Annotated in this window: 27 protein-coding genes and 2 pseudogenes; 15 read left to right on the top strand and 14 right to left on the bottom strand. The window is 67.8% G+C overall.

Annotated features, from left to right (window positions below; translation table 11 throughout):
• The 3 genes from ACEL92_RS22565 to ACEL92_RS22555 form a co-directional block, all read right to left on the bottom strand.
• Entirely contained in the window at nt 1–1,521 is a 1,521-nt protein-coding gene (locus ACEL92_RS22565; RefSeq protein WP_374022828.1) for a CoA-acylating methylmalonate-semialdehyde dehydrogenase, read from the bottom strand.
• Nucleotides 1,522–1,594: 73 nt separating this feature from the next.
• Entirely contained in the window at nt 1,595–2,086 is a 492-nt protein-coding gene (locus ACEL92_RS22560; RefSeq protein ID WP_374022827.1) for a pyridoxamine 5'-phosphate oxidase family protein, read from the bottom strand.
• A gap of 15 nt (nt 2,087–2,101) precedes the next feature.
• On the bottom strand, nt 2,102–2,980 hold the full coding sequence (locus ACEL92_RS22555; protein WP_374022826.1) for an SDR family oxidoreductase: 879 nt from the start codon (nt 2,978–2,980) through the stop codon (nt 2,102–2,104).
• Nucleotides 2,981–3,063: 83 nt separating this feature from the next.
• On the opposite strand from ACEL92_RS22555, the gene ACEL92_RS22550 reads away from it, so the two are divergent.
• Genes ACEL92_RS22550 through ACEL92_RS22520 form a run of 7 tightly spaced genes read left to right on the top strand, consistent with a single transcriptional unit; the run spans nt 3,064 to nt 8,102 of the window.
• Entirely contained in the window at nt 3,064–3,636 is a 573-nt protein-coding gene (locus ACEL92_RS22550) for a TetR/AcrR family transcriptional regulator (protein WP_374022825.1), read from the top strand.
• A gap of 20 nt (nt 3,637–3,656) precedes the next feature.
• A complete protein-coding gene (locus tag ACEL92_RS22545) occupies nt 3,657–5,096 on the top strand; it encodes an NAD(P)/FAD-dependent oxidoreductase (RefSeq protein WP_374022824.1) in 1,440 nt (479 codons plus the stop codon).
• Nucleotides 5,097–5,129: 33 nt separating this feature from the next.
• A complete protein-coding gene (locus ACEL92_RS22540; RefSeq protein WP_374022823.1) occupies nt 5,130–5,678 on the top strand; it encodes an RNA polymerase sigma factor in 549 nt (182 codons plus the stop codon).
• On the top strand, nt 5,675–6,376 hold the full coding sequence (locus tag ACEL92_RS22535) for a Rieske (2Fe-2S) protein (protein ID WP_374022822.1): 702 nt from the start codon (nt 5,675–5,677) through the stop codon (nt 6,374–6,376). Before ACEL92_RS22540 ends, ACEL92_RS22535 begins: the two co-directional genes overlap by 4 nt.
• A gap of 24 nt (nt 6,377–6,400) precedes the next feature.
• Nucleotides 6,401–6,799 carry a cupredoxin family copper-binding protein gene (locus ACEL92_RS22530; RefSeq protein WP_374022821.1) on the top strand — a complete coding sequence of 133 codons (399 nt, stop codon included), beginning with the start codon at nt 6,401–6,403 and terminating at the stop codon, nt 6,797–6,799.
• Complete coding sequence (locus ACEL92_RS22525) at nt 6,796–7,713, top strand: metallophosphoesterase (RefSeq protein WP_374022820.1); 918 nt, start codon at nt 6,796–6,798, stop codon at nt 7,711–7,713. The genes ACEL92_RS22530 and ACEL92_RS22525 overlap by 4 nt, the downstream gene beginning before the upstream one ends.
• Nucleotides 7,710–8,102: a hypothetical protein gene (locus tag ACEL92_RS22520; RefSeq protein ID WP_374022819.1), complete on the top strand. Its 393-nt coding sequence runs from the start codon at nt 7,710–7,712 to the stop codon at nt 8,100–8,102. The genes ACEL92_RS22525 and ACEL92_RS22520 overlap by 4 nt, the downstream gene beginning before the upstream one ends.
• A gap of 111 nt (nt 8,103–8,213) precedes the next feature.
• Here the strand turns inward: ACEL92_RS22520 and ACEL92_RS22515 are convergent, their stop codons facing one another.
• The 9 genes and pseudogenes from ACEL92_RS22515 to ACEL92_RS22475 all read right to left on the bottom strand — a co-directional run bounded on the left by ACEL92_RS22515 (nt 8,214) and on the right by ACEL92_RS22475 (nt 17,529).
• Nucleotides 8,214–9,353 (bottom strand): acyltransferase family protein, encoded by a 1,140-nt coding sequence (locus ACEL92_RS22515; RefSeq protein ID WP_374022818.1) that lies wholly within the window; start codon nt 9,351–9,353, stop codon nt 8,214–8,216.
• A gap of 230 nt (nt 9,354–9,583) precedes the next feature.
• Nucleotides 9,584–10,192, bottom strand: coding sequence for a dTDP-4-dehydrorhamnose 3,5-epimerase (rfbC, locus tag ACEL92_RS22510; protein ID WP_374022817.1), 609 nt, complete (start codon nt 10,190–10,192; stop codon nt 9,584–9,586).
• Nucleotide 10,193: 1 nt separating this feature from the next.
• Nucleotides 10,194–11,189: a dTDP-glucose 4,6-dehydratase gene (rfbB, locus tag ACEL92_RS22505; RefSeq protein ID WP_374022816.1), complete on the bottom strand. Its 996-nt coding sequence runs from the start codon at nt 11,187–11,189 to the stop codon at nt 10,194–10,196.
• 26 nt (nt 11,190–11,215) lie between these two features.
• The gene (locus tag ACEL92_RS22500; RefSeq protein ID WP_374022815.1) at nt 11,216–12,082 is read right to left on the bottom strand and encodes an LLM class F420-dependent oxidoreductase; all 867 of its coding nucleotides are present in this window, start codon (nt 12,080–12,082) and stop codon (nt 11,216–11,218) included.
• 21 nt (nt 12,083–12,103) lie between these two features.
• Nucleotides 12,104–12,961, bottom strand: a complete 858-nt coding sequence (locus ACEL92_RS22495) for an LLM class F420-dependent oxidoreductase (protein ID WP_374022814.1) — start codon at nt 12,959–12,961, stop codon at nt 12,104–12,106.
• A gap of 169 nt (nt 12,962–13,130) precedes the next feature.
• On the bottom strand, nt 13,131–13,703 hold the full coding sequence (locus tag ACEL92_RS22490; protein ID WP_374022813.1) for an exonuclease domain-containing protein: 573 nt from the start codon (nt 13,701–13,703) through the stop codon (nt 13,131–13,133).
• 627 nt (nt 13,704–14,330) lie between these two features.
• Nucleotides 14,331–14,693: pseudogene (locus ACEL92_RS22485) on the bottom strand (sensor histidine kinase); the annotation flags it as partial.
• A 783-nt stretch (nt 14,694–15,476) separates the two neighbouring features.
• Nucleotides 15,477–15,836 (bottom strand): annotated as a pseudogene (locus ACEL92_RS22480) (cyclic nucleotide-binding domain-containing protein); the annotation flags it as partial.
• Between the two features lie 7 nt (nt 15,837–15,843).
• A complete protein-coding gene (locus tag ACEL92_RS22475; protein WP_374022812.1) occupies nt 15,844–17,529 on the bottom strand; it encodes an FAD-dependent oxidoreductase in 1,686 nt (561 codons plus the stop codon).
• Nucleotides 17,530–17,783: 254 nt separating this feature from the next.
• On the opposite strand from ACEL92_RS22475, the gene infA reads away from it, so the two are divergent.
• The 8 genes from infA (at nt 17,784) to truA (ending at nt 22,557) form a co-directional block, all read left to right on the top strand.
• A complete protein-coding gene (infA, locus tag ACEL92_RS22470) occupies nt 17,784–18,005 on the top strand; it encodes a translation initiation factor IF-1 (protein ID WP_003418601.1) in 222 nt (73 codons plus the stop codon).
• 40 nt (nt 18,006–18,045) lie between these two features.
• Nucleotides 18,046–18,159, top strand: a complete 114-nt coding sequence (rpmJ, locus tag ACEL92_RS22465; RefSeq protein ID WP_003879483.1) for a 50S ribosomal protein L36 — start codon at nt 18,046–18,048, stop codon at nt 18,157–18,159.
• Between the two features lie 208 nt (nt 18,160–18,367).
• Nucleotides 18,368–18,742 (top strand): 30S ribosomal protein S13, encoded by a 375-nt coding sequence (gene rpsM / locus ACEL92_RS22460; RefSeq protein ID WP_007167900.1) that lies wholly within the window; start codon nt 18,368–18,370, stop codon nt 18,740–18,742.
• Nucleotides 18,743–18,748: 6 nt separating this feature from the next.
• Nucleotides 18,749–19,165, top strand: coding sequence for a 30S ribosomal protein S11 (gene rpsK / locus ACEL92_RS22455; protein ID WP_046182344.1), 417 nt, complete (start codon nt 18,749–18,751; stop codon nt 19,163–19,165).
• Between the two features lie 11 nt (nt 19,166–19,176).
• On the top strand, nt 19,177–19,782 hold the full coding sequence (gene rpsD, locus ACEL92_RS22450) for a 30S ribosomal protein S4 (protein WP_067273257.1): 606 nt from the start codon (nt 19,177–19,179) through the stop codon (nt 19,780–19,782).
• A 186-nt stretch (nt 19,783–19,968) separates the two neighbouring features.
• Nucleotides 19,969–21,012: a DNA-directed RNA polymerase subunit alpha gene (locus ACEL92_RS22445; RefSeq protein ID WP_055403402.1), complete on the top strand. Its 1,044-nt coding sequence runs from the start codon at nt 19,969–19,971 to the stop codon at nt 21,010–21,012.
• A gap of 59 nt (nt 21,013–21,071) precedes the next feature.
• Nucleotides 21,072–21,710 (top strand): 50S ribosomal protein L17, encoded by a 639-nt coding sequence (gene rplQ, locus ACEL92_RS22440; RefSeq protein ID WP_374022811.1) that lies wholly within the window; start codon nt 21,072–21,074, stop codon nt 21,708–21,710.
• The gene (truA, locus tag ACEL92_RS22435; protein ID WP_374026344.1) at nt 21,688–22,557 is read left to right on the top strand and encodes a tRNA pseudouridine(38-40) synthase TruA; all 870 of its coding nucleotides are present in this window, start codon (nt 21,688–21,690) and stop codon (nt 22,555–22,557) included. Before rplQ ends, truA begins: the two co-directional genes overlap by 23 nt.
• Here the strand turns inward: truA and ACEL92_RS22430 are convergent.
• Together ACEL92_RS22430 and ACEL92_RS22425 are read right to left on the bottom strand one after the other, a co-directional pair.
• Complete coding sequence (locus tag ACEL92_RS22430) at nt 22,554–23,174, bottom strand: cutinase family protein (RefSeq protein WP_374026343.1); 621 nt, start codon at nt 23,172–23,174, stop codon at nt 22,554–22,556. The two genes, truA and ACEL92_RS22430, sit on opposite strands and share 4 nt — an antisense overlap.
• 57 nt (nt 23,175–23,231) lie before the next feature.
• Nucleotides 23,232–24,077 carry a cutinase family protein gene (locus ACEL92_RS22425; protein WP_374022810.1) on the bottom strand — a complete coding sequence of 282 codons (846 nt, stop codon included), beginning with the start codon at nt 24,075–24,077 and terminating at the stop codon, nt 23,232–23,234.
• Nucleotides 24,078–24,090 lie beyond the last annotated feature (13 nt).

The raw sequence follows: 24,090 nt of genomic DNA, 5'->3' as shown, positions 1-24,090 counted from the left end.
CTAATCCATCGTGGGGATCACGAATTCGGCGCCGTCCTTGATGCCGGAGGGCCACCGCGACGTGACGGTCTTGACCTTGGTGTAGAACTGGATCGACGCCGGGCCGTGCTGGTTGAGGTCGCCGAAGCCCGAGCGTTTCCAACCGCCGAAGGTGTGGTAGGCCACCGGAACCGGGATCGGCACGTTGACGCCGACCATGCCCACCTGCACCCGGGACACGAAGTCACGCGCGGCGTCGCCGTCACGGGTGAAGATCGCGACGCCGTTGCCGTATTCGTGCTGAGAAGGAAGCGCCAGTGCTTCTTCGTAGGTCTCGGCCCTTACGATGCACAGCACGGGCCCGAAGATCTCGTCGGTGTAGATCGACATCTCCGGGGTGACGTGGTCGAACAGCGTTGGGCCGACGAAGAATCCGCCCTCGAGGCTGGCGTCGTCGAAGGTCAGGTCGTCGCTGCGGCGTTCCCGCCCGTCGATCACGATCTCCGCGCCCGCGGCCACACCCTGCTCGATGTAGTCGCGCACGCGCGCCAGCGCGGCCTCGGTGACCAGCGGACCATAGTCGGCCTTGGGATCCAGGCTGTGACCCACCCGCAAGTTGTTGATCCGGTCAACGAGCCTGGCACGCAACCGGTTCGCGGTCTGTTCGCCGACCGGCACCGCGACGCTGATCGCCATGCATCGTTCGCCGGCGCTGCCGTATCCGGCGCCGATCAACGCGTCGACGGCCTGGTCGAGGTCCGCGTCGGGCATCACGATCATGTGGTTCTTGGCGCCGCCGAAGCACTGTGAGCGCTTGCCGGTGGCCGCGGCCGTCGCGTAGATGTACTGCGCGATGTCGGAACTGCCGACGAAGCCCACGGCTTCGATGTCGGGGTGGTGCAGGATGGCGTCGACGGCCTCCTTGTCGCCGTGCACCACCTGGAAGACGCCGGGCGGCAGGCCCGCCTCTACGAACAGCTCGGCGAGCCGCACGGGAACCGAGGGGTCGCGCTCGCTGGGCTTGAGGACGAACGCGTTCCCGCATGCCAGGGCGGGTCCGGCCTTCCACAGCGGGATCATGGCCGGGAAGTTGAACGGGGTGATGCCCGCGACCACGCCGAGCGGCTGGCGCAGCGAGTAGACGTCGATGCCGGGGCCGGCGCCCTCGCTGTACTCGCCCTTGAGCAGGTGGGGGATGCCGACGGCGAACTCGATGACCTCGATGCCGCGCTGGATGTCACCGCGCGCGTCGGCCAGCGTCTTGCCGTGCTCGAGGGACAGGAGCTCGGCGAGGGAGTCCATTTGGTCGTTGACCAGGTCGATGAAGCGCATCATCACCCGCGCACGGCGCTGCGGATTCCATGCGGCCCAACCCTTTTGGGCCTCGACGGCCGAGGCCACCGCCGCGTCGACGTCGGCCTTGCCGGCCATCGCGACCTGCGCCTGCACCTCGCCGGTGCTCGGGTTGAAGACGTCGGCGGTGCGGCTGGACTGGCCGGCGGTGCGCTGCCCGTCGATGAAGTGCGGGATCTGTGTGGTCATGGTGCCCTCGAGTCGTCGTTACCCAGCGAATACTTGGATATCCTAGTAACATGGCTCGGGCGTGGCAAGGCGTTCAGTGTTTGCGTACGACGCGCTCGGCTTCGCCGCGCTTCCAGATGGTGATGTCCAGGTGGCCATCGGTCACCTCGACTGCGGACCCACCGGTCACGTCGGCCCGGTAGAAGTGGTCGAACTCCTGCCCTCGAATGTCCAGGCCGGTCTCTTCGTAGAGCGCCTCGGCGAACCGTCGACGCAAGGCCCCGTCGGCGACGTCTTCGACGACGCCGAACAACTTCGCGTCGCCGTCTTTGACCTCGGTGTCGACCGTGGCGGTGTGCAGGCAGAAGCGCGGATCGCGAGACAGGTCACGGAATTTGGTCGTACCCGGCATGCCGACGATCCAGAGCTGATCCTCGAAGATCCTCGGCTCGATCGGGCTGATCCGGGGAAATCCGTCCGAGCGAAGCGTGGCCAGCATGCACAGGTTGCCGGTCGCGGCGTGGCGGCGGGTGAAGACGGCCGCGATTCGCGGGGCGACATGCGTGAACTCTCTCCAGCTGATCATGGCGCGACCGTAGCCTCACGTGGGGTAGTTCCCGGCCTCCAGGTCCGCCAGCAGGCTCGGGTGGGTGGGGCGCCAGCCGAACGTCTCGCGTGTCAGCTCACTCGAGGCCGGCTGGTCCAGGGCGAAGATCGCGCCGAGGAACCCGAAATGCTCCGCGGGCACCGACGCGGTCGGCAGATCGAGCCGGCGGCCGATGGCCTCGGCGAGTGCGCGCATCGGGTCGCCCTCGTCGCCGACGGCGTGCGCCACCGTGCCCGGCTGTGCCCCTTCGAGGACGAGGCGGAACAGGTGGGCTGCATCGAGGACGTGCACGGCCGGCCAGCGCTGGGTGCCGTCACCGACGTATCCGGACACCCCGGTCCGTCGGGCGGCCTCGACGAGCAGCGAGGCGAAGCCACAGGGCCCGCCGGCCCGATGGACGGAGCGGGGGAGGCGGACGACCGCCGAGCGGACCCCTCGGGCCGCCAATTCCAGAGCGGCCTGCGCGTTGCGGGCGCGCCCGCCGACGGGCCCCTCGGTCGGCATCGTGTCGCGCTCGGTGGAGATGCGGCCGGGAATGGCAGGCGTGCCGGAGGCCATCACGAAGGGCTTGCCGGTCCCGTCGAGTGCGGCGCCGAAAGCCTCTACGGCACCGGCCTCCTGGGCGACCGCCTTCTCGAAATCGTCGAAGTGCAGGAAGGCGAGGTGAACGACTCCGTCGGACTCCATGGCGCCCGCGCGCAGGCTCTCCGGATCGTCGAGATCGCCGGGCAGCACGTCGGCTCCCAGCGACTTGGCGGTCCGCGCCGACGCGTCGGAGCGCGCCAGCGCCAGGACCTCGTGGCCCGCGCCGATGAGCTCGGGCACGACGGCCGAACCGATCCCGCCGGTGGCGCCGGTGACGAAAACGCGCATGAGCATCTCCTCGAGTGATGGGACTTATGTCTCATCACGCTAGCAGAGCGATGGGACAAATGTCCCATCGCTACGATGACCGAATGCCACGCTGGGAACCGGATGCGCGCGCGCGGTTGGTCGTCGCCGCCTTGCAGCTGTTCGCCGAGCAGGGCTACGACCGGACCACCGTCGCCGAGATCGCCGATGAGGCCGGCCTGACGAAGAGCACCTTCTTCCGGTACTTCCCCGATAAGCGCGAGGTGCTGGCGGCAGGGCAGGAGACCCTCGCGCGGCTCCTGACGGAGGGCATAGCCTCCGCGCCCCCGGGTGCGAGCCCGCTCGCCGCGGTGGCCGCCGGGCTGCAGCGGGCCGCCGGGCCGATGACGCCGTTCAATCGCGAGCTGGGTCCCCGGCTGCAGGCCGTCATCGCCAGCAGCACCGAATTGCAGGAGCGCGACGCCCTCAAACAGGTCGGCCTCGCCGCGGCGATGGCGGACGCCTTGCGCGCGCGGGGTGTGCCGGACCGGGCGGCGGCCCTGGCGGCCGAGTTGGGCGTGCTCGCGTTCAAGGAGGCCTACGCCGAGTGGCTTGCCGCGGACGACGAACAAGACCTCGGCAAATTGGCCCGCAAGGCCCTGGATGACCTCCGCGCCGCGGCCGCCGACATCGGCTGACCGCGCTAGCCTCAAGGCGTATGCGCACCATCGAGGCCGACTACCTGGTGGTCGGTGCGGGCGCCATGGGCATGGCGTTCCTCGACACGCTGGTATCCGAAACGGACGCCCGCGTGGTGCTGGTCGACCGCTACCACCAACCGGGCGGGCACTGGACCATGGCCTACCCGTTCGTCCGCCTGCATCAGCCCTCGGCGTTCTACGGCGTCAACTCGCTGCCGCTGGGCAGCGACTCGATCGACCAAAACGGTTGGAACCAAGGGCTTTACGAGTTGGCCACCGCCGGGGAGGTGTGCGCCTACTACGACCACGTTCTGCGCCGGCAGCTGTTGGCCAGCGGACGGGTCACCTACTTCCCGATGAGCGAGTACCGCGGCCTCCAAGACGGTGAAGCCCGCTTCACCACGCTCGCGGGCGACGACTACACGGTCACCGTGGCGCGCCGCATCGTCGACGCCACCTACATGCGCGTGACGGTACCGGCCATGCGCCCGCCGCCCTACGCGGTCGCGCCCGGCGTCAGCTGCGTGCCCCCCGGAGACCTGCCGAAACTCGGCGCCCGCGAGCGTTACGTGATCGTCGGGGCCGGCAAGACCGGCATCGACACGTGCCTGTGGCTGCTCGGCCAGGGCATCGCGCCGGACCGGATGACCTGGATCATGCCCCGCGACTCCTGGCTGCTGGACCGCGCGACGATGCAGCCTGGGGCGTTGTTCGCCGACGTCATCAAGAACAGCTTCACCGCCCAGCTGCGCGCCATCCGGGACGCCACGTCGGTCGAGGACCTGTTCGCGCGGCAGGAGGACGCCGGCCTGCTGCTGCGCATCGACCCCGCGGTGCGCCCGACCATGTACCGTTGCGCGACCGTCACCCGGCTGGAACTCGATCAGCTCCGGCGCATCGGCGACGTGGTCCGGATGGGCCACCTGCAGCGCGTCGACGCGGACCGGATGGTCCTCGACGGCGGCACGCTGACACGCGACGGTGACACCCTGTATATCGACTGCACCGCCGACGGCGCCGAAAAACGGCCCGCCACAGCCATTTTCGGCGCCGGCCGCATCACGCTGCAAGCCGTGCGCGGCTGCCAGCAGATCTTCAGCGCCGCGCTGATCGCCCACGTCGAAGCCGCGTACCACGACGACCCGGTGAAAAACGAGCTGTGCGTCCCGCTGCCGCACCCCGACACCGACACCGACTGGCTTCGGCTGGCACGGGCCGACTACGCCAATCAATTGCGCTGGCTCGACGACCCGGACCTGACCGCCTGGATGTCCGCGGCGCGCCTGGATCTGTTCGGCCACCTGATCGGCCACCTGCTGCCGCCCGCATCGGCGAAGCCCCGAGTGCGCGAGCGGTTAGTGGGCATCGCCAAGTCGGTGTTCTGCGCCACCGCCGCCAAACTCGACGAGCTGCTCAGTGAACAAAGCTCGCTTGCCGCGCCGTCGTACCCGGTGTAACCCGGCTCGATATTCATCGGGTGGAGGAGGCACGTGGCGGCAGGAAACGAACCCGTCAAACGGCCGCTGCGGGCGGTGCCCGACAGCGGCTTTGACGATGGCTATCCCGATTGGGAAGCGGTGTACCAGGACAACGCGTCCTGGGTATACCGCACGCTGTTCGCGCGGGTCGGCAACCGGGCCGACGCCGAGGACCTCACCGCCGAGGTCTTCCTCGCGGCGCTGCGACCGCTGCGGCTGACCGCGAGCGTGGGCGAGGTGCGCGCGTATCTGCGGGTCACGGCGCGAACGGTGCTGGCCGCGCATTGGCGCGAGACGCTGGGTCGGGAGATAACCTCGATCGACGACATCGAACAGCCACCGGAGAGCGAGGAGGCGATCAGCACGGCGCCGCAGCGTGTCGCCCGGGTCCTGGACAACCTCCCGGACCGCTACCGGCACATCCTGGAATTGCGTTTCCTGCAGGGTCATTCGATCAAGGACGCCGCGGCGGAGCTCGGGGTCAGCGTCGCCAACGCCAAGGTCCTGCAGCATCGCGCGCTGCGGCTGGCGGCGCAGGTGAGCGAGGGGGGCGCACCATGAACGCTCGGGGGTTACGCCGATACGTCGACGACCTGCTGCGCGGCCGGCGGCCCAGGCCGTTCGCGCCGGACGACTTCGAGGCGGCGCAGCTGCGCACGGCGATCGAGCTGCGCGCGGCCGGGCGCAGGGGCGAGGCGCCGCGCCCGGAGTTCCTCGACGATCTGCATCGCCGCATCGCCGAACAGATGTCCGACACCCGCGGGGAATCCGCGCCCAGGCACACCAGCACCCGCCGCCAGGTCATCGTCGGCACGTCCGCCGCCGCGGCAGCCGCGGTCACCGCGGTGTCCATCGACCGAGCCGTGCTCCCCGGTCAAACCGGCGGCGTCCCGGCCGCCGACAACGCGCCGCTCACGCCGAACGCCGGGACCTGGCAGCGGGTGGCGGCCAGCTCGCAGGTGCCCGACGGGGTCATGCACCCGTTCGACCTCGGTTCGGTCAGCGGATTCGTGCGCCGTGTCGACGGCAAGCCGCAGGCCATCTCCGGGGTGTGCACCCACCAGGGGTGCCGGTTGTGGTTCGACGCGCCCGACGACACGCTGCGCTGCCCCTGCCACTCGACGTCCTTCTCGCCGAGCGGGCAGGTGCTGACCCATCAGCTGCCGATCGCCCCGAAACCTTTGCCGCCGTTGCTGGTTCGCGAGGTCGACGGCGCCATCGAGGTGTTCGCGCCCCCGCGTCCCGACCAGCCCGCCTGAGCGGTGTAACGCGTCGCCCTATCTATGGGCATGATGCTTACCAAACTTTCGGCCGCCGCGCTGGCCGCCGCCACGCTGCTGGCCGGCTGCTCGGCTTCGCGGCCCGCGGCCGGACCCGGCACCAGCATGTCCATAGGTTCGGCGTCCCTCACCGCGCCGGCGGCGCCGGCGAGCGGCAATCAGGTCAACATCGATGGCTTCGCGTTCGCGCCCGCCACGTTGACCGTCGCCGCGGGCACCACGGTCACGTGGACCAACCGCGACGAAGAGCCGCACACCGTGGCCGCGAGCGACGGTTCGTTCCATTCGCCCGGGATGGGGACCGGGGCCACCTTCACCCACACCTTCACCGACCCCGGCACTTTCGACTACGTGTGCTCGATCCACCCGATGATGCACGGAACCGTGGTGGTGACCCGATGAACCCGAACATGAGTCGCCGCCAGCTGATGCGGCACACGGCGTGGTTCGGTGCGGCGGTCGGCTTCTCCGTGGTTGGCGGCGAGGTGATCTCGCACGTCGCCGGCGCGGCGGCCGAGCACACCCACGCCCGGCCCGCCCTGCGGTTCGCGCAGATCAGCGACAGCCACATCGGCTTCGCCGGCGCGCCCAACCCGGACGTCGCCGGCACGTTCGCCCACGCGATCGACCAGGTCAACAACCTCGGCTACACACCGGATTTCGTGGTGCACACCGGCGACCTCACGCACCTGTCCAGCCCCGAGCAGTTCGACCAGGTGAAGCAGATGATGACCGTCCTGAAGACGCCGCACGTGTTCACCGTGCCCGGCGAGCACGACTCGGTCGACGACGCGGGCCAGAAGTACCGCAGCGCCTTCGGTGCCGGTTCCGTGGGCGACGGGTGGTACAGCTTCGACACCGCGGGCGTCCACGTGATCGCCCTGGTCAACACGCTGAACCTGCACAAACTCGGGCATCTGGGCACCGACCAGCTGGAGTTCGTCGAGAAGGACGTCGCGCGGCTGTCGAGCGATACCCCCATCATCGTGTTCAGCCACATCCCCTTGTTCGCGATGTACCCGAACTGGGGCTGGGGCACCGACGATGCGGCCCAGGCGCTGTCCTACCTGCGCCGGTTCTCGTCGGTCACGTGCCTGAACGGGCATGTGCACCAATTGTTTTCCAAGACGGAGGGCAACGTGGCGTTCTACAGCGGGACGACGACCGCGTACCCGCTGCCGAAGCCCGGCGACGGGCCCGCGCCCAAGCCGGTCACGCTGCCCGCTGGCAAGCTCCGCGAAGCGCTCGGTATCCGCGAGGTCAGCTATACCAAGGGCGAGACCGTCCTGGCGTTGAAAGAGCAGGCCCTGCAATGACTCTTCTGATTCGCATCGGCCTGGCCGTGACACTGGCCGTCAGCGCCGCCAGCCACGCCTACCTGTATGTCCACGGCTATCGCCACATCCCGGACATCGGCGCCGCATTCCTGGTTCAGGCCAGCGCCTCGTTCGCCATCGCCCTGCTGATCCTGCTCGGCGGTCCCGAATGGCTCCATTGGGCCGCGGCCGCCATGGCGGGCGGCTCGCTGGTCGCGTTCACGCTGTCGAGGACCGTTGGGCTGCAAGGGTTTGTCGAGCGGGGCTGGGAACCGTCACCGCACGCGGTGATCACGGTGACCGCGGAGGTGCTGACGGTGCTGCTGTGGGTGGGCGAGCTGGCGGCCAGGCGGGATCGGCAACCTCGTCAATCGGTTCGTCAAGGATGAGGTCCCAGCGCGGCCAACGGCAGCGTGGCTATGGTCCCCCGAGGCCCGGCGGAATCATAAACCACTCTATGAAGTGAAGGCCCTATCTTCCGACGCTGGTCAGGCCGATGACTAGGCGGTATCCCGCGCCTCCCGGGTGGACCGATCCCCGCCGGTTGCGTCGGGGAGGGGGGCGGCCGACCTGCTCTTGAAGCGATACTTGAGGGATCTCGCCGGCTTCTCGACGAAAAACCAGCTCGCCCCCGCAAGGGGCAAGGTGGCCGCCGCGACGACCAGCGTGAACACGATCGAAGGCAGGCTGAGAAGTCCGCTGACGGCGAGCAGTTGCTGGGTGGGATACGCGTAGATGTAAGCGCCGTAGGACAGGTCGGTCCGCAGCCTCAGCCGTTTGTTGTGGATCAACGAGCCCGAGACGATGACGGCGTAGGCGAGGGGGAGGGCGGCGACGACCCGGTAGTCGGGGAGCGAACCGGCCGCCAGGACGATGGCGACGCTCACTGCGACGAGCCACCATCGCGCGGGAATCACGTCGCGCCACTGGTAAAGGAATGCCCCGGCCGCGAACATGATCGCGGAGCGGCAAACCAAGAAAAGCAGGGCGGTACGGACGTCACCACCGCCCCCCTCGTGTTGATTGAGCACATCGGGAAATTTCAGCGGCGGCAGCATCGCGGCCCCAACCGTCGCCGGCAAAAAAATCGCCAGGGAAACCCACCGATACTTGGCGAGTCCGACTATCCCGATCACCGCAACGACGAGGTAGCACATGATTTCCCAAATGAGGGACCACAGCGAACCGTTCCACATCCCCGCATTGGGAATGCCGCGCGGTGTGCCACCGATATCGAATTTGACCAGGGCAACGGCGCTGTTCTTCAAAACGTATTCGAGCGGCGCGCCCGAGGATATGAGCTTGCTGGGCGACCCGCCCTGGATCGCCACGCTGATCGGAGCTATCACAAAGGCGGTCACCAGCAGGCACACGTAAAAGCCGGGCAGGATGCGAAGAGCTCGAGCGGCGAGATAGTCGCGCAGCCTCGGGTTGCTCAGCCAACTCGCGGTGATCAGGAATCCGGAGATCGCGAAGAACCCGTCGACCCCTATGCAAAGGAGCAGCTGCAGCACCGCCCGGGACGACGGGAGATGACTCCTTGCGGAAAAGGTGTGCCAGAAGATCACTTCGGCGGCCAACGCCAAGCGCCACGCATTGAGTGCGTTATTGCGCGGATCGAATACCTGCCCGAGCTTCATCCGCCTCCCCAGTCGTCCGCATAGGGCGCTGCGGGTGTCCCCGTCTCGTCACAGATCGCCAAAGCGGGCGAATTAAAGCTACCTGAGGGATTTCTCGGTGGCAAAACAGCTACCGCCCCGTATCTGCTGAAGCATAACGTCGCTCGCCGGCACTTGTGCGAACACGATCAGCAGACGCCATAAAAGACTCCGTGACAGGGTCGCCCCGCAACGCCCCGGTGTGCGGGCGGCTACCCGTCGCGCTTGGCGTTGATGAACCGCTGGGTCTCCTCCCAGGAGGGCAGCAGGCCCGAGGCGCGGACCTCTTCGAAGCTTGGGGCCGCCGCATCGCGGTCGGACAAGTTCGGGGCGGCGCCGTTGACCAGTGGCCAGTCGATCGCCAGCACCGGATCCGTGGGGCAGATGGTGTGTTCGCGCTGCGGGTTGTATTCGGCCGAGCACAGGTACATCACCGTCGAATTGTCTTGGAGCGCAAGGAAGCCGTGCGCCAAGCCCTCCGAGATGTAGATCGTCTTGTGGTTCAGGTCGTCGAGCAGAACCGAATCCCACTGGCCGAATGTGGGTGAGCCCACGCGGATGTCGACCACGACATCGAAGACCGACCCGGATACGCAGGTCACGTACTTGGCCTGGCTCGGGGGAACCTGGGCGAAGTGCAGGCCACGTAACACGCCGGCGGACGACACCGAACAGTTGGCTTGCCGGACGTCCAGGCGGTGACCGGCGAAGCCGGTGAAGTCGTGGTCGGTGAGCCACTCGAACAGCAGCCCCCGGGAGTCGCCATGAAGGGCAGGGGTGATCTCCCAGGTGCCGGGGATATCGAGTTCGCGAACCTTCATCTTATTGACCACGTCCTTCATAACGGGCTTCCGCGGCATCCTTCAAAGGGCGCCACCACGATTCGTTCGCACGATACCAGTCGATCGTGGCGCTCAAGCCCTCCTCGAAATCGGTATGCTTTGGCGCCCAGCATAATTCGTCGTACAGCATGGACGGGTCGATGGCGTAGCGCAGGTCGTGGCCGACGCGGTCGGTCACGTGGTCGAAGTCGTCGGGTGCGCGCCCCATCATCTTCAGCAGGGTGCGCAGCACGCTGAGGTTGTCGCGTTCGCCCTCGGAGCTGATCAGGTATGTGCGGCCGATTTCGCCCTTCTCCAGGATGCGCCGCACGGCGCTGTTGTGATCATCGACATGGATCCAGTCGCGGACGTTGGCGCCGCTGCCGTACAGCTTGGGCCGCCGGCCGGTGAGGATGTTGGTGATCTGGCGGGGGATGAACTTCTCGACGTGCTGATACGGGCCGTAGTTGTTGGAACAGTTCGAGATCGTCGCGCGCACGCCGTAGGAGCGGACCCAGGCCCGGACCAGCATGTCGGCGCCGGCCTTGGTGGCCGAATACGGGCTCGACGGGTTGTAGGGCGTCGACTCGGTGAACCGGTTGGGGTCGTCGAGCTCGAGGTCGCCGTAGACCTCGTCGGTCGAAATGTGGTGCAGCCGCACGCCATGGCGGCGGACGGCTTCCAGGATGGTGAACGTGCCGACCACGTTGGTGTGCAGAAACGGACCCGGGTCGTCCAGCGCGTTGTCGACGTGGCTCTCCGCGGCGAAGTGCACGACCGCGTCGGACTCGGCCACCAGCCGGGAGACCAGCTCGGTGTCGCAGATGTCGCCGACCACCAGCCGGATGGCGTCCTCGACGTCGGCCAGCGACTCCCGCCGCCCTGCGTAGGTGAAGGCGTCGAGCACGGTCACAGAGTCCTCGGGGTGTTCGCGGACGGTGCTGTGCACGAAATTCGCGCCGATGAACCCGGCGCCGCCGGTGACCAGTAACCGCATGGTCAAACCCTAGCCGAGTGGATCGGTCAGCTGCCGCGCGTCAGCCCCAGCGGCCCGGCCAGTTCGCTCAGCGCCGAAATCAGCGCGTCGTCATCCTGGCTGTCCAGCACCTGGATGGCCACGTGGTCGGCCCCGGCGTCGTAGTGTTCGCGGAGTCGGTGCGCGATGGCCTCCGGTGTGCCGTAGGCGACCACCGCGTCGATCAGCCGGTCGCTGCCCGGCTTGCGGACGTCGGCTTCGGTGAACCCGAGCCGCAGCCAGTTGTTCACGTAATTGCTCAGGTCAAGGTAGAAGTCGGCGTACCGGCGGCCGATGGCGCGGGCTTTCTCCGCGTCCGTCGTGAGCACCACCTTGTGTTCGGGTGCCAGGAAGACGGACTTGCCGACCAGTTCACGCGCCTTGGCCGTGTGTTCCGGCGTGGTCAGATACGGGTGCGCGCCGGCGCTGCGCTGGGCCGCCAGCCGCAACACGCGCGGCCCGAGCGCCGCGAGCACGCGGCGGCTGGTGGGAACCATCGCGGCGTCGAGCTCGTCGAGGTAGGAGGCCAGCGCGTCGTACGGCTTGACGTACTCCTGAGTATGCTCGGGATGCCCCACCCCAACCCCGAGCAAAAACCTTCCGGGATAAGCCTTTTCGATGCGCTGGAAGGACCGCGCGGCGGCCGCGGCCGGCGCCGTCCAGATGTTGATGATCCCGGTGGCCAGCTGCAGCGAGGTGGTCTGGGCCAGGGCCGGTTCCACCCACGACAGCTCGGCGTCCGGTGAACCGCCGATCCACGCGGCGCCGTAGCCGAGCGACTCGATTCGAGCCGCCAACTCCGGGGTGATCGATCGGTTGGGCAGCCATACGCCGAACCGGCCCAGGTCGGGTTTGAGTGCTACTGCCTCGGTCATGTACGTCCCCTCCCGCGGGTGCTAGCTCAGTCCGAGCGGCCCCGCCAATTCGGCCAACGCCGGCACCAGGTTCTCGTCCTTCGTCAGGACCTGCACCGGCACGTGGTTGGCGCCCGCGTCCAGGTGTTCTTTCAACCGGGCCGCGATCGCCTCCGGAGTACCGTAGGCGACCACCGCGTCGATCAGGCGGTCGCTGCCCGGCTTGGTGACTTCCTCGTCGGTGAATCCGAGCCGTTTCCAGTTGTTGCGGTAGTTGGCGAGCTGGAAATAAATGTCGAGCGCCCTGCGGCCCACCGTACGGGCCTTCTCGACGTCGGTGGTCAGCACGGCCTTGTGCTCGGGCGCCAGGAACGCCGACGGGCCGATCAGCTCGCGCGCCCGCGCGGTGTGCTCCGGGGTGGTGAGGTACGGGTGTGCCCCGGCGGCGCGCTCCGCGGACAGCTTGAGCACGCGCGGTCCGAGCGCGGCCACCACGCGGCGGTTGGCGGGCACGCCGTAGTCGTCAAGCTGCTGCAGGTACTCCGTCAGCGCGTCATAGGGCTTGCGGTACTCGGTGTGCGCCTCGGGATGGCCGACGCCGATGCCCAGCAGGAAGCGGCCGGGGTAGGCCTTGTCGATGCGGTGGAACGACTCGGCCACCGGTTTGGCCGCGGCCGTCCAGATGTTGACGATGCCGGTGGCCACCTGCAGGGTGGTCGTCGCTTCGAGGATGGGCTCCACCCAGGCCAGCTCGGCCGGCGGCGAGCCGCCCACCCAGACGGCCCCGTAGCCCAGGGCTTCGATGTCTTTCGCTTGCCCAGGCGTGACGCCGCGTCCGAACGATCCGAACCGGCCTAGGTTGGGCTTGCTTTCAGCGGAGCTGGTATGCGCATCGGTCACCCCGTCTGCAACCCAGGTTCAGAGCGCGCTATTCCGACAGATCCGGGTGATGTTTGGGCATGTCACGGAAAGGTGTCCATCCGTGGGGCCAGGAAAGGCATACCTGTCATGCCCCGTGCCGAGGTGCCGAATGCATGGGAACTGGCGAAAACCTTTGCAGTGGAACCTGTTAGGCGGCAGTCCTCAGCTGTGCCGGTGCGCGGCGCAGGGTGCAACGGTCGAAAATATCTTCGACAAACAAAGCGTCGCCCATCGCCGTGTGGCGCTCGTAGCCGTCGACGTCGATGCCCAGACGCCGACCGATCTCTTCGACCTGGGCCGGGAATTCGACAGCCTCGCCTCTGGCGCGTAGGTAACCCGCGCCGAGGGCGCACACGTCGACAACGGTGTACAGCCACGGCGGGGGCGGCATCCGGTGACGGGAAAAAAGCGCCGCGAGCCGCTGACTGTCAAAGGCGACGACCGCGCCCACGATGACAGCGTCGTAGCCGATGAATTCCCAGATCCGTCTCGCTGCTGTCCGTTGTGGCACCAGTTCGGCGGTGTCCACGGGGCAGCGGGCGGCGTAGTCGGCGTGGAAAGCCTTCGGCAGTCGGGCCGCTTTGGCTTTGTCGTGCTCGATGAACATGTGCAATTCGGATCGGGAGCCGCCCACATGGCGGCGCACGGCGGCGAACTCCCAGATGTCGGCGTCGTGACCCAGTCCGGTGCACTCGGTGTCGAGAAATACGACCTCTGTCATGGCCGCTGCCTTTCGTGTGGCTGCCGCGTGGCTTGTTTACGCGTCGGTGATGGCAGCAACTATTGCCGAAACGCCGGGCGCAGACAGTCCGCTGATCTGACCGATTGGCTGACGATGCAGGCTCCTACGAATGAAGGATGGGCCCAGGATCGGAACCGAGGGGCGTGAATCCCCGTAGGGGGTTACGCCCGGTTCGTGTCGAGCGTCAAGACCAGCTGTGTGGTGTCGCGCGACGGCCGCCGACTCCGGGCTGTTCTTCGAATTCCACCTCGAACCGAGAGTCCCGCGACCGACCGGCGTATGTCGTCACGCGATCGATATTCCTTGTGGCGCAACCGTACTCGTCGCAACGCAAGCGGCGGTCGGGCCCAGGTCGCGGCGCTCTTCATCCTCTAATCGGAGGAGAGTCGTTCGACTGCTTCTGGATCCGATCGCAGGGTGTTCCTAGCCACCCGGCTGTCCATATCTTTGGCGGGTGGTCACGGGTTCCGCGATCATGGTCGTCGGTGCGCAGCAGGCGGCCGTCCATCGCCGATCCACGCATGGGGAGCCGGCGCTCGAAACTCGTTGCGCCTCCTTAGATTAAGGGAGTCGCGGTCGACCGAATAGCCGGGATTGAAGTCGGCCCTAGTCCTCTTCGACGTCGTCGAGTTCGGCGGCGGCGACGTCGGGGGCCGGCGGGGGCTCCAGCGGCAGCAGCACGATGAACCGGGTGTCGCCGGGCACCGACTCCACCCGCAGATCCCCGCGATGCTTCTTGACGACGATGTTGAACGCCAAATCCAGGCCCAGCCCGGTGCCCTCGCCGAACGGCTTGGTGGTGAAGAACGGCTCGAAGATGTGCTCGCGAATATCGGCGGGAATTCCCGGCCCGGTATCGCAGATTTCGACGCGGGCCATGTTCTCGCCCTCCCGGCAGGTGCGGACGGTCAGCGTGCCGCCCGCCTCGCGCATCGCGGCGATGGCGTTGTCGATGATGTTTGTCCAAACCTGGTTGAGATCACCCGGATAGCAAGCGATTTCGGGAAGCGACTGGTCGAAATCCTTCACCAGGGTGATCGATTTGGCGTCCTTGCTAGCGTCCTTGGTCAACCGGTCGGCGAACATCACCAGCGTGCTGCGCAGCAGCTCGTGGACGTTGGCCACCTGGAACGGGGCCCGGTCGAGCTGCGAATACTGCTTGGCGTCGGCCACCAAGGCCGAAATCCGTTTGCTCGCTTCCAGAATCTGGTTCATCAGGAGCTCGCTCTCGATGGTGTAGTTGATCCACCGGATCGCCTCCTCCAACGACGTCGACGCGAGTTCCTCGCTGACCGTGGAAATCCGTTCCAGCCAGTCGGTGTCGACGCCGCCCTCGACAAAGGTCGGCGCGATGTCCCAACCCCCTTCGACGCCGTGCTCTTCAAGCCAGTCGCCGACCGCGTCCTCGCGGTCGGCGGTTTCCATCGCGCTCAGGTGTTCCGCCGCCGACTTGGCGACCTGCTCGGCCACCCCTTGCTGGAGGTGGACCAGGGCGCTGAGCGCTTCGGGGCTGACGGTGCCGTCGGCGAGCATGGCCAGCTTGCCCCGCATGCCGGCGACCCGGCCGCGCAGGTCGGCCGCCGCACGGGCGATGGCCGCCGCGGGGTTGTTCAGCTGATGGGTGAGTCCGGCTGACAGCCGGCCCAGCGCCAGCAGCTTCTCCCGGTTGTCAATGATCCGCCGGGTCCGGTCGGTGCCGACGGCGATGCCATCGAGCAGGTGGACGGCCATCGGGAATTGGTCGCGCATGAACTGGGCGAAGACGGGCGCGTCCATCACGAAGAACCGCGACGGCTTGGTCACGTGCACCGAGGCGTCGTAGCTCTTCTGGTTCCCGCCGGTGAAGGCACGCCAGGCGCCCGCGTACACGCCGCGCTGAGAGGTGCGGTTGGTTTCGATGTCCTGGCCGCCGGAGAGCTTGGACATCGTCAGCTCGCCCTCGATGAGGACGTAGAAACAGGTCGCCGGTTCGCCCTCGACGCAGATCGGGCCCGGTTCGTAGTTCTCGATGTGCCCGTTGGCGCACAACACGGCCAGCTGCTCGTCGGTGAGCGCCTCGAACAGGAACAGGCTGCGCAGCTCGTCGGGCTGACACGGCGTCTTGGCGGTCATGGCCCTCCTAGCTTTCGGCCAGGTAGCGGTGCACCAGCATGACTGCCATCGACCCCTCGCCGACCGCGGCCGCGACGCGCTTGGCGGACTCGGCCCGCACGTCGCCGGTGGCGAAGACGCCCGGCACGCTGGTCTCCAGGTGGTGCGGCGGGCGGTCGAGCGTCCACCCGCACACGTTGCGCAGGTCCGGCCCGGTCAGCACGAAACCGTGGTCGTCGCGGGCCAGCACCCCGTCCAGCCACTCGGTGCGCGGCGCGGCGCCGATGAAGATGAACATGCGGGCGCAGGTGACGTCCTCGGTCTCGCCGGTCTGGTTGTCGACCAGGATCAGTCGCTCCAGGTGATCGGCCCCGACGGCGCGGCGCACCTCGGTGCAGGTGCGCACGGTGATGTTGGGGCGCTGCTGGATCTGCTGGATGAGGTAGTAGGACATCGATGCGTCCAGTGACGGGGCCCGGACCACGATGGTCACCGACTTGGCCTCGCGGGACAGGTACATGGCGGCCTGGCCGGCGGAGTTGGCCCCGCCCACCACGTAGACCTCCTCGCCCGCGCATTCCGAGGCGATGGAGACGGCCGCACCGTAGTAGACGCCCTTGCCGGTCAGCTCGCCGCAGCCCTCCGCCGGGAGCTGGCGGTAGGCGACGCCGGTGGCCAGGATGACGGCGTGCGCGTCGATTGAGCCGCCGTCGGCGAATCGCACGGTGCGCTTGGGGCCGTTGACCTCCAGCGCGGTGGCGGTGCGCGCGGTGATCAGCTCGGCGCCGAACTTCTCGGCCTGCCTGCGCGCGCGGTCGGCCAACTGGCCGCCCGACACGCCATCGGGGAAGCCGAGGTAGTTCTCGATGCGTGAGCTCTGGCCCGCTTGGCCACCGGTCGCGGTGCGTTCGATCAGCACCGTGCGCAACCCCTCGGAGGCGCCGTAGACGGCGGCGGCCAGGCCCGCCGGGCCGCCGCCGATGACGATCAGGTCGTAGAACTCCTGCGACGGGGTGGTGGTCAGGCCAAGGGTGTCGGCCAGCTGCGCGTCGGTGGGTTCGACCAGGGTATCGCCGCGTTCGGTGACGACGACGGGCAGTCGCAGGCCGTCCTCGCCGGCGGCCTTCAGCAGCCGCTCGCCGTCGGGATCGTCGGCCATGAACCACGAGTAGTGCAGGCCGTTGCGGGCCAGGAAGTCGCGCACCTGCCAGGACCGCTCCGACCAGCGGTGCCCGATCACTTTGGTGTGCGGGATCGGGTGTTCGGGCGCCGACCGCCAGGCATCCAGCAGGCCGTCGATGACGGGGTAGAACTTCTCCTGCGGCGGGTCCCACGGCTTGAGCAGGTAGTGGTCCAGGTCGACGACGTTGATCGCGTCGATGGCGGCGTGCGTGTCGGCGTACGCGGTCAGCAGCACCCGCCGCGCGGCGGGGTAGAGGTCCATCGCCCGCTCGAGGAATTCGATGCCGCTCATCTGCGGCATCCGGTAGTCGGCGATGAGGACCGCAACGGTCTCACCGCGCAGCTTGAGCTCTTTGAGCGTGTCCAGGGCGTCCGGGCCCGACTCGGCGCGCACGATCCGATGCCGGTCGCCGTATTGGCGGCGCAGGTCGCGGGCGACCGCCCGCGAGACTGACGGATCGTCGTCGACGGTCAGCAACACCGGCTTGCGAGGCTGAGTAGCGGGTTCTGCGGGGCTCGCGGGGCTCGTCATTGGGGTTAAGTATGCCCTCGTCAGGGGCCCCGCGGCAGGTTGAGTAGGTTGGCCGGATTTCGCTGCGGGCGATTTTGGGTCAGGGGGCCTGACCAGGTATCGTGGGTCAACGGTGCGTCATCCGCGCCGACTTTTTGCGTGCCCTGTCTGAGGAATTTCCTGTAACCGGCTCACGTTTCTAGTCGGGCGAATGCTGCGCCGCCAACGGCGCACATAAAGGATACGAAACCAAAGACGAGGATTACTGAAAAGTTATGGCCAAGAAGGACGGTGCCATAGAGGTTGAGGGCCGCGTGGTCGAGCCCCTGCCCAATGCGATGTTCCGCATTGAGCTGGAGAACGGTCACAAGGTGCTCGCCCACATCAGCGGCAAGATGCGGCAGCACTACATCCGCATCCTGCCCGAGGACCGGGTGGTGGTGGAGTTGTCTCCCTACGACCTGTCCCGGGGCCGCATCGTGTACCGGTACAAGTAAGCCCGCATCAGACAACGAGAAAGAACAGGATCGAACAGCCGTGAAGGTGAACCCCAGCGTCAAGCCAATCTGTGACAAGTGCAGGGTGATCCGTCGGCATGGGCGGGTCATGGTGATCTGCTCCGATCCGCGCCACAAGCAGCGCCAGGGCTAGCGGCGACCGCAAGCCCGGCGCGCCCGGGCCCAGCGGGTAGCAGGCGTGTAATCGGCCCAAGCACTTGCACCACAACTGAATGCAGACCTCCCAGTACCACTGAGCGGATAGGCCGTTCAGCTACGCCCGGACGGAGGCCGGGCCCCGCCTCAACGGCGGGAACGGACTGGGATCAGACCTCCGCCTAGATAAAGAGGAAACGCCACCTATGGCTCGACTAGTAGGCGTCGATCTGCCGCGCGACAAGCGGATGGAGATCGCGCTGACCTACATCTTCGGCGTCGGCCGCACCCGGTCGAACGAGATCCTGGCAGCTACGGGGATCGACAAGGACCTGCGCACCAGGGACCTGACCGACGACCAGCTGACCCACTTGCGCGACTACATCGAAGCGAACCTCAAGGTTGAGGGTGACCTGCGCCGCGAGGTGCAGGCCGACATTCGCCGCAAGATCGAGATCGGCTGCTACCAGGGCCTGCGGCACCGCCGCGGCCTGCCGGTGCGCGGCCAGCGGACCAAGACCAATGCGCGCACCCGCAAGGGCCCGAAGCGCACCATCGCCGGCAAGAAGAAGGCCAGGTAATCGCCCATGCCACCAGCCAAGAAGGCAGCCTCTGCGCCCAAGAAGGGGCAGAAGACCCGCAAGCGGGAAAAGAAGAACATCCCGCACGGTGCCGCCCACATCAAGAGCACCTTCAACAACACGATCGTGAGCATCACCGACCCCCAGGGCAACGTCATCGCCTGGGCGTCGTCGGGCCACGTCGGCTTCAAGGGTTCGCGTAAGTCGACCCCGTTCGCCGCCCAGCTGGCCGCCGAGAACGCGGCGCGCAAGGCGCAGGAGCACGGCGTGCGCAAGGTCGACGTGTTCGTGAAGGGCCCGGGCTCCGGCCGCGAGACGGCCATTCGCTCGCTGCAGGCCGCGGGCCTCGAGGTCGGCGCGATCTCCGACGTCACCCCGCAGCCCCACAACGGCTGCCGTCCGCCGAAGCGCAGAAGGGTCTAGGAGAACAGATCATGGCTCGTTACACCGGACCCATCACCCGCAAGTCACGCCGGCTGCGCACCGACCTGGTCGGGGGCGACCAGGCGTTCGAGAAGCGTCCCTACCCGCCCGGCCAGCACGGGCGCGCGCGGATCAAGGAAAGCGAATACCTGCAGCAGCTGCAGGAGAAGCAGAAGGCCCGCTTCACCTACGGCGTCATGGAGAAGCAGTTCCGCCGCTACTACGAAGAGGCCACCCGGCAGCCCGGCAAGACGGGTGAGGAGCTGCTCAAGATCCTGGAGAGCCGGCTGGACAACGTCGTGTACCGCGCCGGGCTGGCCCGCACGCGCCGGATGGCCCGCCAGTTGGTCAGCCACGGTCACTTCAGCGTTAACGGCGTGCACGTCAACGTGCCCAGCTACCGGGTGTCGCAGTACGACATCATCGACGTGCGGGACGGCTCGCTGAACACCGTGCCGTTCCAGATCGCGCGAGAGACGGCGGGCGACCGTCCGATCCCGAGCTGGTTGCAGGTGGTCGGCGAGCGCCAGCGCATCCTGATCCACCAGCTGCCCGAGCGGGCGCAGATCGACGTGCCGCTCGCCGAGCAGCTGATCGTCGAGTTCTACTCGAAGTAAGAGACTTTCGAGCCAGCCCTGGCTCGAAATCCTCGGCGATCGCAAGCGCGGCGAAGCCGGGCGCAGCGGGTCGCCGCGGGAAACACAGCGGCGATCGCAAGCGCGGCGAAGCCGGGCGCAGCGGGTCGCCGCGGGAAACACAGCGGCATCAAATAGCGGGTGCCGAGAAGGAGAAGAAGAAACACCATGCTGATCTCTCAGCGACCCACCCTGTCGGAGGAAGTCCTCACCGACAACCGCTCGCAGTTCGTCATCGAGCCCCTCGAGCCCGGATTCGGTTACACCCTGGGCAACTCGCTGCGGCGCACGCTGCTGTCGTCGATTCCCGGCGCAGCCGTGACCAGCATCCGCATCGACGGCGTGCTGCACGAGTTCACCACAGTCGCCGGGGTGAAGGAAGACGTCACCGCGATCATCCTGAACCTCAAGGGCCTCGTGGTGTCCTCGGAGGAGGACGAGCCGGTCACCATGTACCTGCGCAAGCAGGGGCCGGGCGCGGTCACTGCCGGTGACATCGTGCCGCCCGCGGGTGTCACGGTGCACAACCCCGACATGCACATCGCGACCCTCAACGACAAGGGCAAGCTCGAGGTTGAGCTCGTCGTCGAGCGTGGCCGCGGCTACGTGCCGGCGGTGCAGAACCGGGCCTCCGGCGCCGAAATCGGCCGCATCCCGGTCGATTCCATCTACTCGCCGGTGCTCAAGGTGACCTACAAGGTCGACGCGACCCGTGTCGAGCAGCGCACCGACTTCGACAAGCTGATCCTGGACGTCGAGACCAAGAGCTCGATCACCCCGCGTGACGCGCTGGCGTCGGCCGGTAAGACCCTGGTCGAATTGTTCGGCCTGGCACGCGAACTCAACGTCGAGGCCGAGGGCATCGAGATCGGGCCGTCGCCGGCCGAGGCCGACCACATCGCGTCGTTCGCGCTGCCGATCGACGACCTGGACCTCACGGTGCGGTCGTACAACTGCCTCAAGCGCGAGGGCGTGCACACCGTCGGCGAGCTGGTGAGCCGCACCGAGTCCGACCTGCTCGACATCCGCAACTTCGGTCAGAAGTCCATCGACGAGGTGAAGGTCAAGCTGCACCAGCTGGGCCTGTCGCTCAAGGACAGCCCGCCGAGCTTCGACCCGTCGCAGGTCGCCGGGTACGACGTGGCCACGGGCACGTGGTCGACCGAGGGCGCGTACGACGACCAGGACTACGCGGAAACCGAACAGCTGTAAGAGACGTCCGTCCCGGCCCTACCTGATACGGGGGCCGGCCCCACTTAGGAGATAGTGCAATGCCCAAGCCCACCAAGGGTCCTCGCCTCGGCGGGTCGTCTTCGCACCAGAAGGCTCTGCTGGCCAACCTGGCGACGTCGCTGTTCGAGCACAACCAGATCAAGACCACGGAGCCGAAGGCGCGCGCGCTGCGTCCGTACGCGGAGAAGCTGATCACGCACGCGAAGAAGGGCACGCTGCACAACCGTCGCGAGGTGCTCAAGAAGATCCGCGACAAGGACGTCGTGCACAAGCTGTTCGACGAGATCGGGCCGTTCTTCGCCGACCGCAACGGCGGCTACACCCGCATCATCAAGGTCGAGCCGCGCAAGGGCGACAACGCCCCGATGGCGGTGATCCAGCTGGTGCTGGAGAAGACGGTGACCTCGGAGGCCGAGCGGGCGCGCCGGGCGAAGACGCCCAAGAAGGCTCCGGTTGCGGCGGCGGCGGCACCTCAGGCGGCGGTTGAGCCTGAGGAAGCCGTCGGTCCGACGGCCGACGAGGTGACCGAGCCGGCCGAGTCCGAGGCCACCGAGACGCCAGAGGTTTCGGAGTCCGCGGAGGCCGAGGCGGCCGCTGAGGAAAAGCACGACGAGGCCATCGCGGCGCGGGCCGAGGCCGAAAGAGCCGACGAGGCTGACGAGGCTGACGAGAGTTAACGACCCGGATTCTGCGGTCCGTCTGCGGCTCGACATCGCCTATGACGGGACGGAATTCGCGGGCTGGGCGGCGCAGGCGGGTCAGCGCACCGTCGCTGGTGTGCTCGACGAGGCGCTGACCACCCTCTTCCGCACGCCGGTTCGGCTGCGGGCCGCCGGGCGCACCGACACGGGCGTGCACGCCACCGGGCAGGTCACCCACGCCGATGTGCCGCTGGACGCGCTGCCGAACGCCTATCCGCGCTCGCCACACGTCGGCGAGCCCGAGTTCCGGCCGCTGGTGCGTCGGCTCGGCCGGTTTCTGCCCACCGATGTGCGGGTGCTCGATATCCGGCGCGCCCCGGCGGGTTTCGATGCCCGGTTCTCGGCCCTACGGCGCCATTATGCGTACCGGCTGTCGACCGCGCCCTACGGGGTGCAGCCGCAGCTGGCCCGCTACGTCACCGCCTGGCCCAGACCGCTGGACGTCGACGCGATGGCCGCCGCTTCGCGAGAGCTGGTGGGGCTGCACGACTTCGCCGGATTCTGCCGGCATCGGCCGAACGCCACCACCATTCGCGACCTGCAGCGCCTTCAGTGGTCCCGCGACGGCGACCTCATCACCGCGCACGTCACCGCCGACGCGTTCTGCTGGTCGATGGTGCGCTCGCTGGTCGGGGCGCTGCTGGCCGTGGGCGAGCACCGGCGACCGGTGTCGTGGTGCCGCGAATTGCTCAGTGCCACAAGCCGATCCAGTGACTTCGCGGCCGCCCCACCGCACGGGCTGACGCTGGTGAGCGTCGACTATCCGCCCGACGATCAGCTCGAAGCGCGCAATCTGGTCACCCGGGACCTGCGTACCCGCTAAATCTTCTTGGCGACGAAATTCGCGGCCTGATTGGTCAGTCCGGGCACATAGCTCAGGTGCGAGGCCCAGCGGGTGCCGCTCGAGCAGATCGGGTCGCCCGGGTTGCACAGGTCGATGGTCTTGCCGCCGAATTCCGGTGTCAGCGCGCTCATCAGCTGACCCGCCCGGGCGGACGGGTTGCCGAACAGCGCCACGGCGGCCACGTGATCGGCGGCGGTCGCCGGCAGCGGCTGGCGGAAACCGAGCCCGGGTAGCGGTGCGGCCGTGACGATGTCGATGACGGCCGCGCCCTGCGAGTACCCGCCGAGCACCAGCTTGGTGTTGGGGCAGTTGCCGGCCATCTGCTGGATGTGGGTGCTGGCGTCGTTGGCACCGTCGGCCGCAGCCAGGAAATCCTTATTGGCCGGGTAGTTCACCCCATAGGAGCCAACGCTTTTGGAAGTCTGCTGGCGCAGCGCGTTGACGAAGGCGCCGCCGACCTTGCCGACGCCGGGCGGCTCGTCGGTGCCGCGGGCGAAGACCACCTCAACGCCGGGGCAGGAGGCGAAGGCCTGCGGAAGCAGTTGGGGAGCAACCACTATCGCGGCGCCCGCGAGCAGCCCGGCGCCCAGTGTCAGTGGAATGAGCCGCACCCCACGATGTTAGGGGCGCGTTGATCGCGGGCCGGTAACGATTCAGACGAGAGGTGCTTGCGGAGTCACCGTGCTCGGGGCCGCCGGCGTGGGCGCGGGACCGGTTCCGCCGTGGATCGACGGCGGCGAGCCGGGCGGGGTCTGCTGCCCGTAAACCGGTGACGGCGTGGCACCGGGCTGGTTGGGCACGGGGCCCAGCGGCGGCCCGAACGCGGGGCTCGAGCCGGCGAGCTTCTGCGCGACGAACGCCGCGGCCTGGGTGGTGTAGACGGGGACGTAGCCCTCGGTGTGACCGCTCCACTCGTTACCCGGCCCGGCGTGGCAGATTGGGTCGTTGGGGTTGCAGTAGTCGGCGGCCTTCGAGCCCAGCAACGCGCTTTGGCTTGGCAGCGTACCGCCGGCGCGGTCGGCGACGTCACCGAACGTGACGACGGCCGCGATGTTGTTGGCGTACTGCTCGGGCAGCTTGTTGCCCCAGCTGATGCCGCCGATCGGGACGCCGGCCACGATGTCCATCACCGACGCGCCCTGCGAGTAGCCGCCCAGCACGATCTTGGTGTTCGGGCAGGTTTCCACGCTCTTCTTGACCCGGTCGATGGTGTCGTTGGCGCCGTCACCGCCGTGCAGCTGCAGCTTGCTGGCGGCGTAGTTCACCCCATAGGGCAGGATGTTCAGGTGGGTCTGCTCGCGCAGCGAGTCGACCAATGCGTCGCCCACGCGGCCCAGGCCCGGGGGCTCGTTGGTGCCACGCGCGAAGATGACCTCGACGTCCGGGCAGTCGAAGGCGGAGGCCGTCGGCGCCCCGGCGGGGGATACGAGCAGGCCAGCCGCGGTGACCAAGGCAGAGGCCCCGAGCCCGACGCAGCGACCTATCCGGTGAGAAAACACGCCGTAACTTTAC

This window comes from Mycobacterium hainanense (assembly GCF_041890355.1).
Lineage (GTDB): Bacteria > Actinomycetota > Actinomycetes > Mycobacteriales > Mycobacteriaceae > Mycobacterium > Mycobacterium hainanense.
This window is presented reverse-complemented; position numbering and strand designations above follow the sequence as displayed.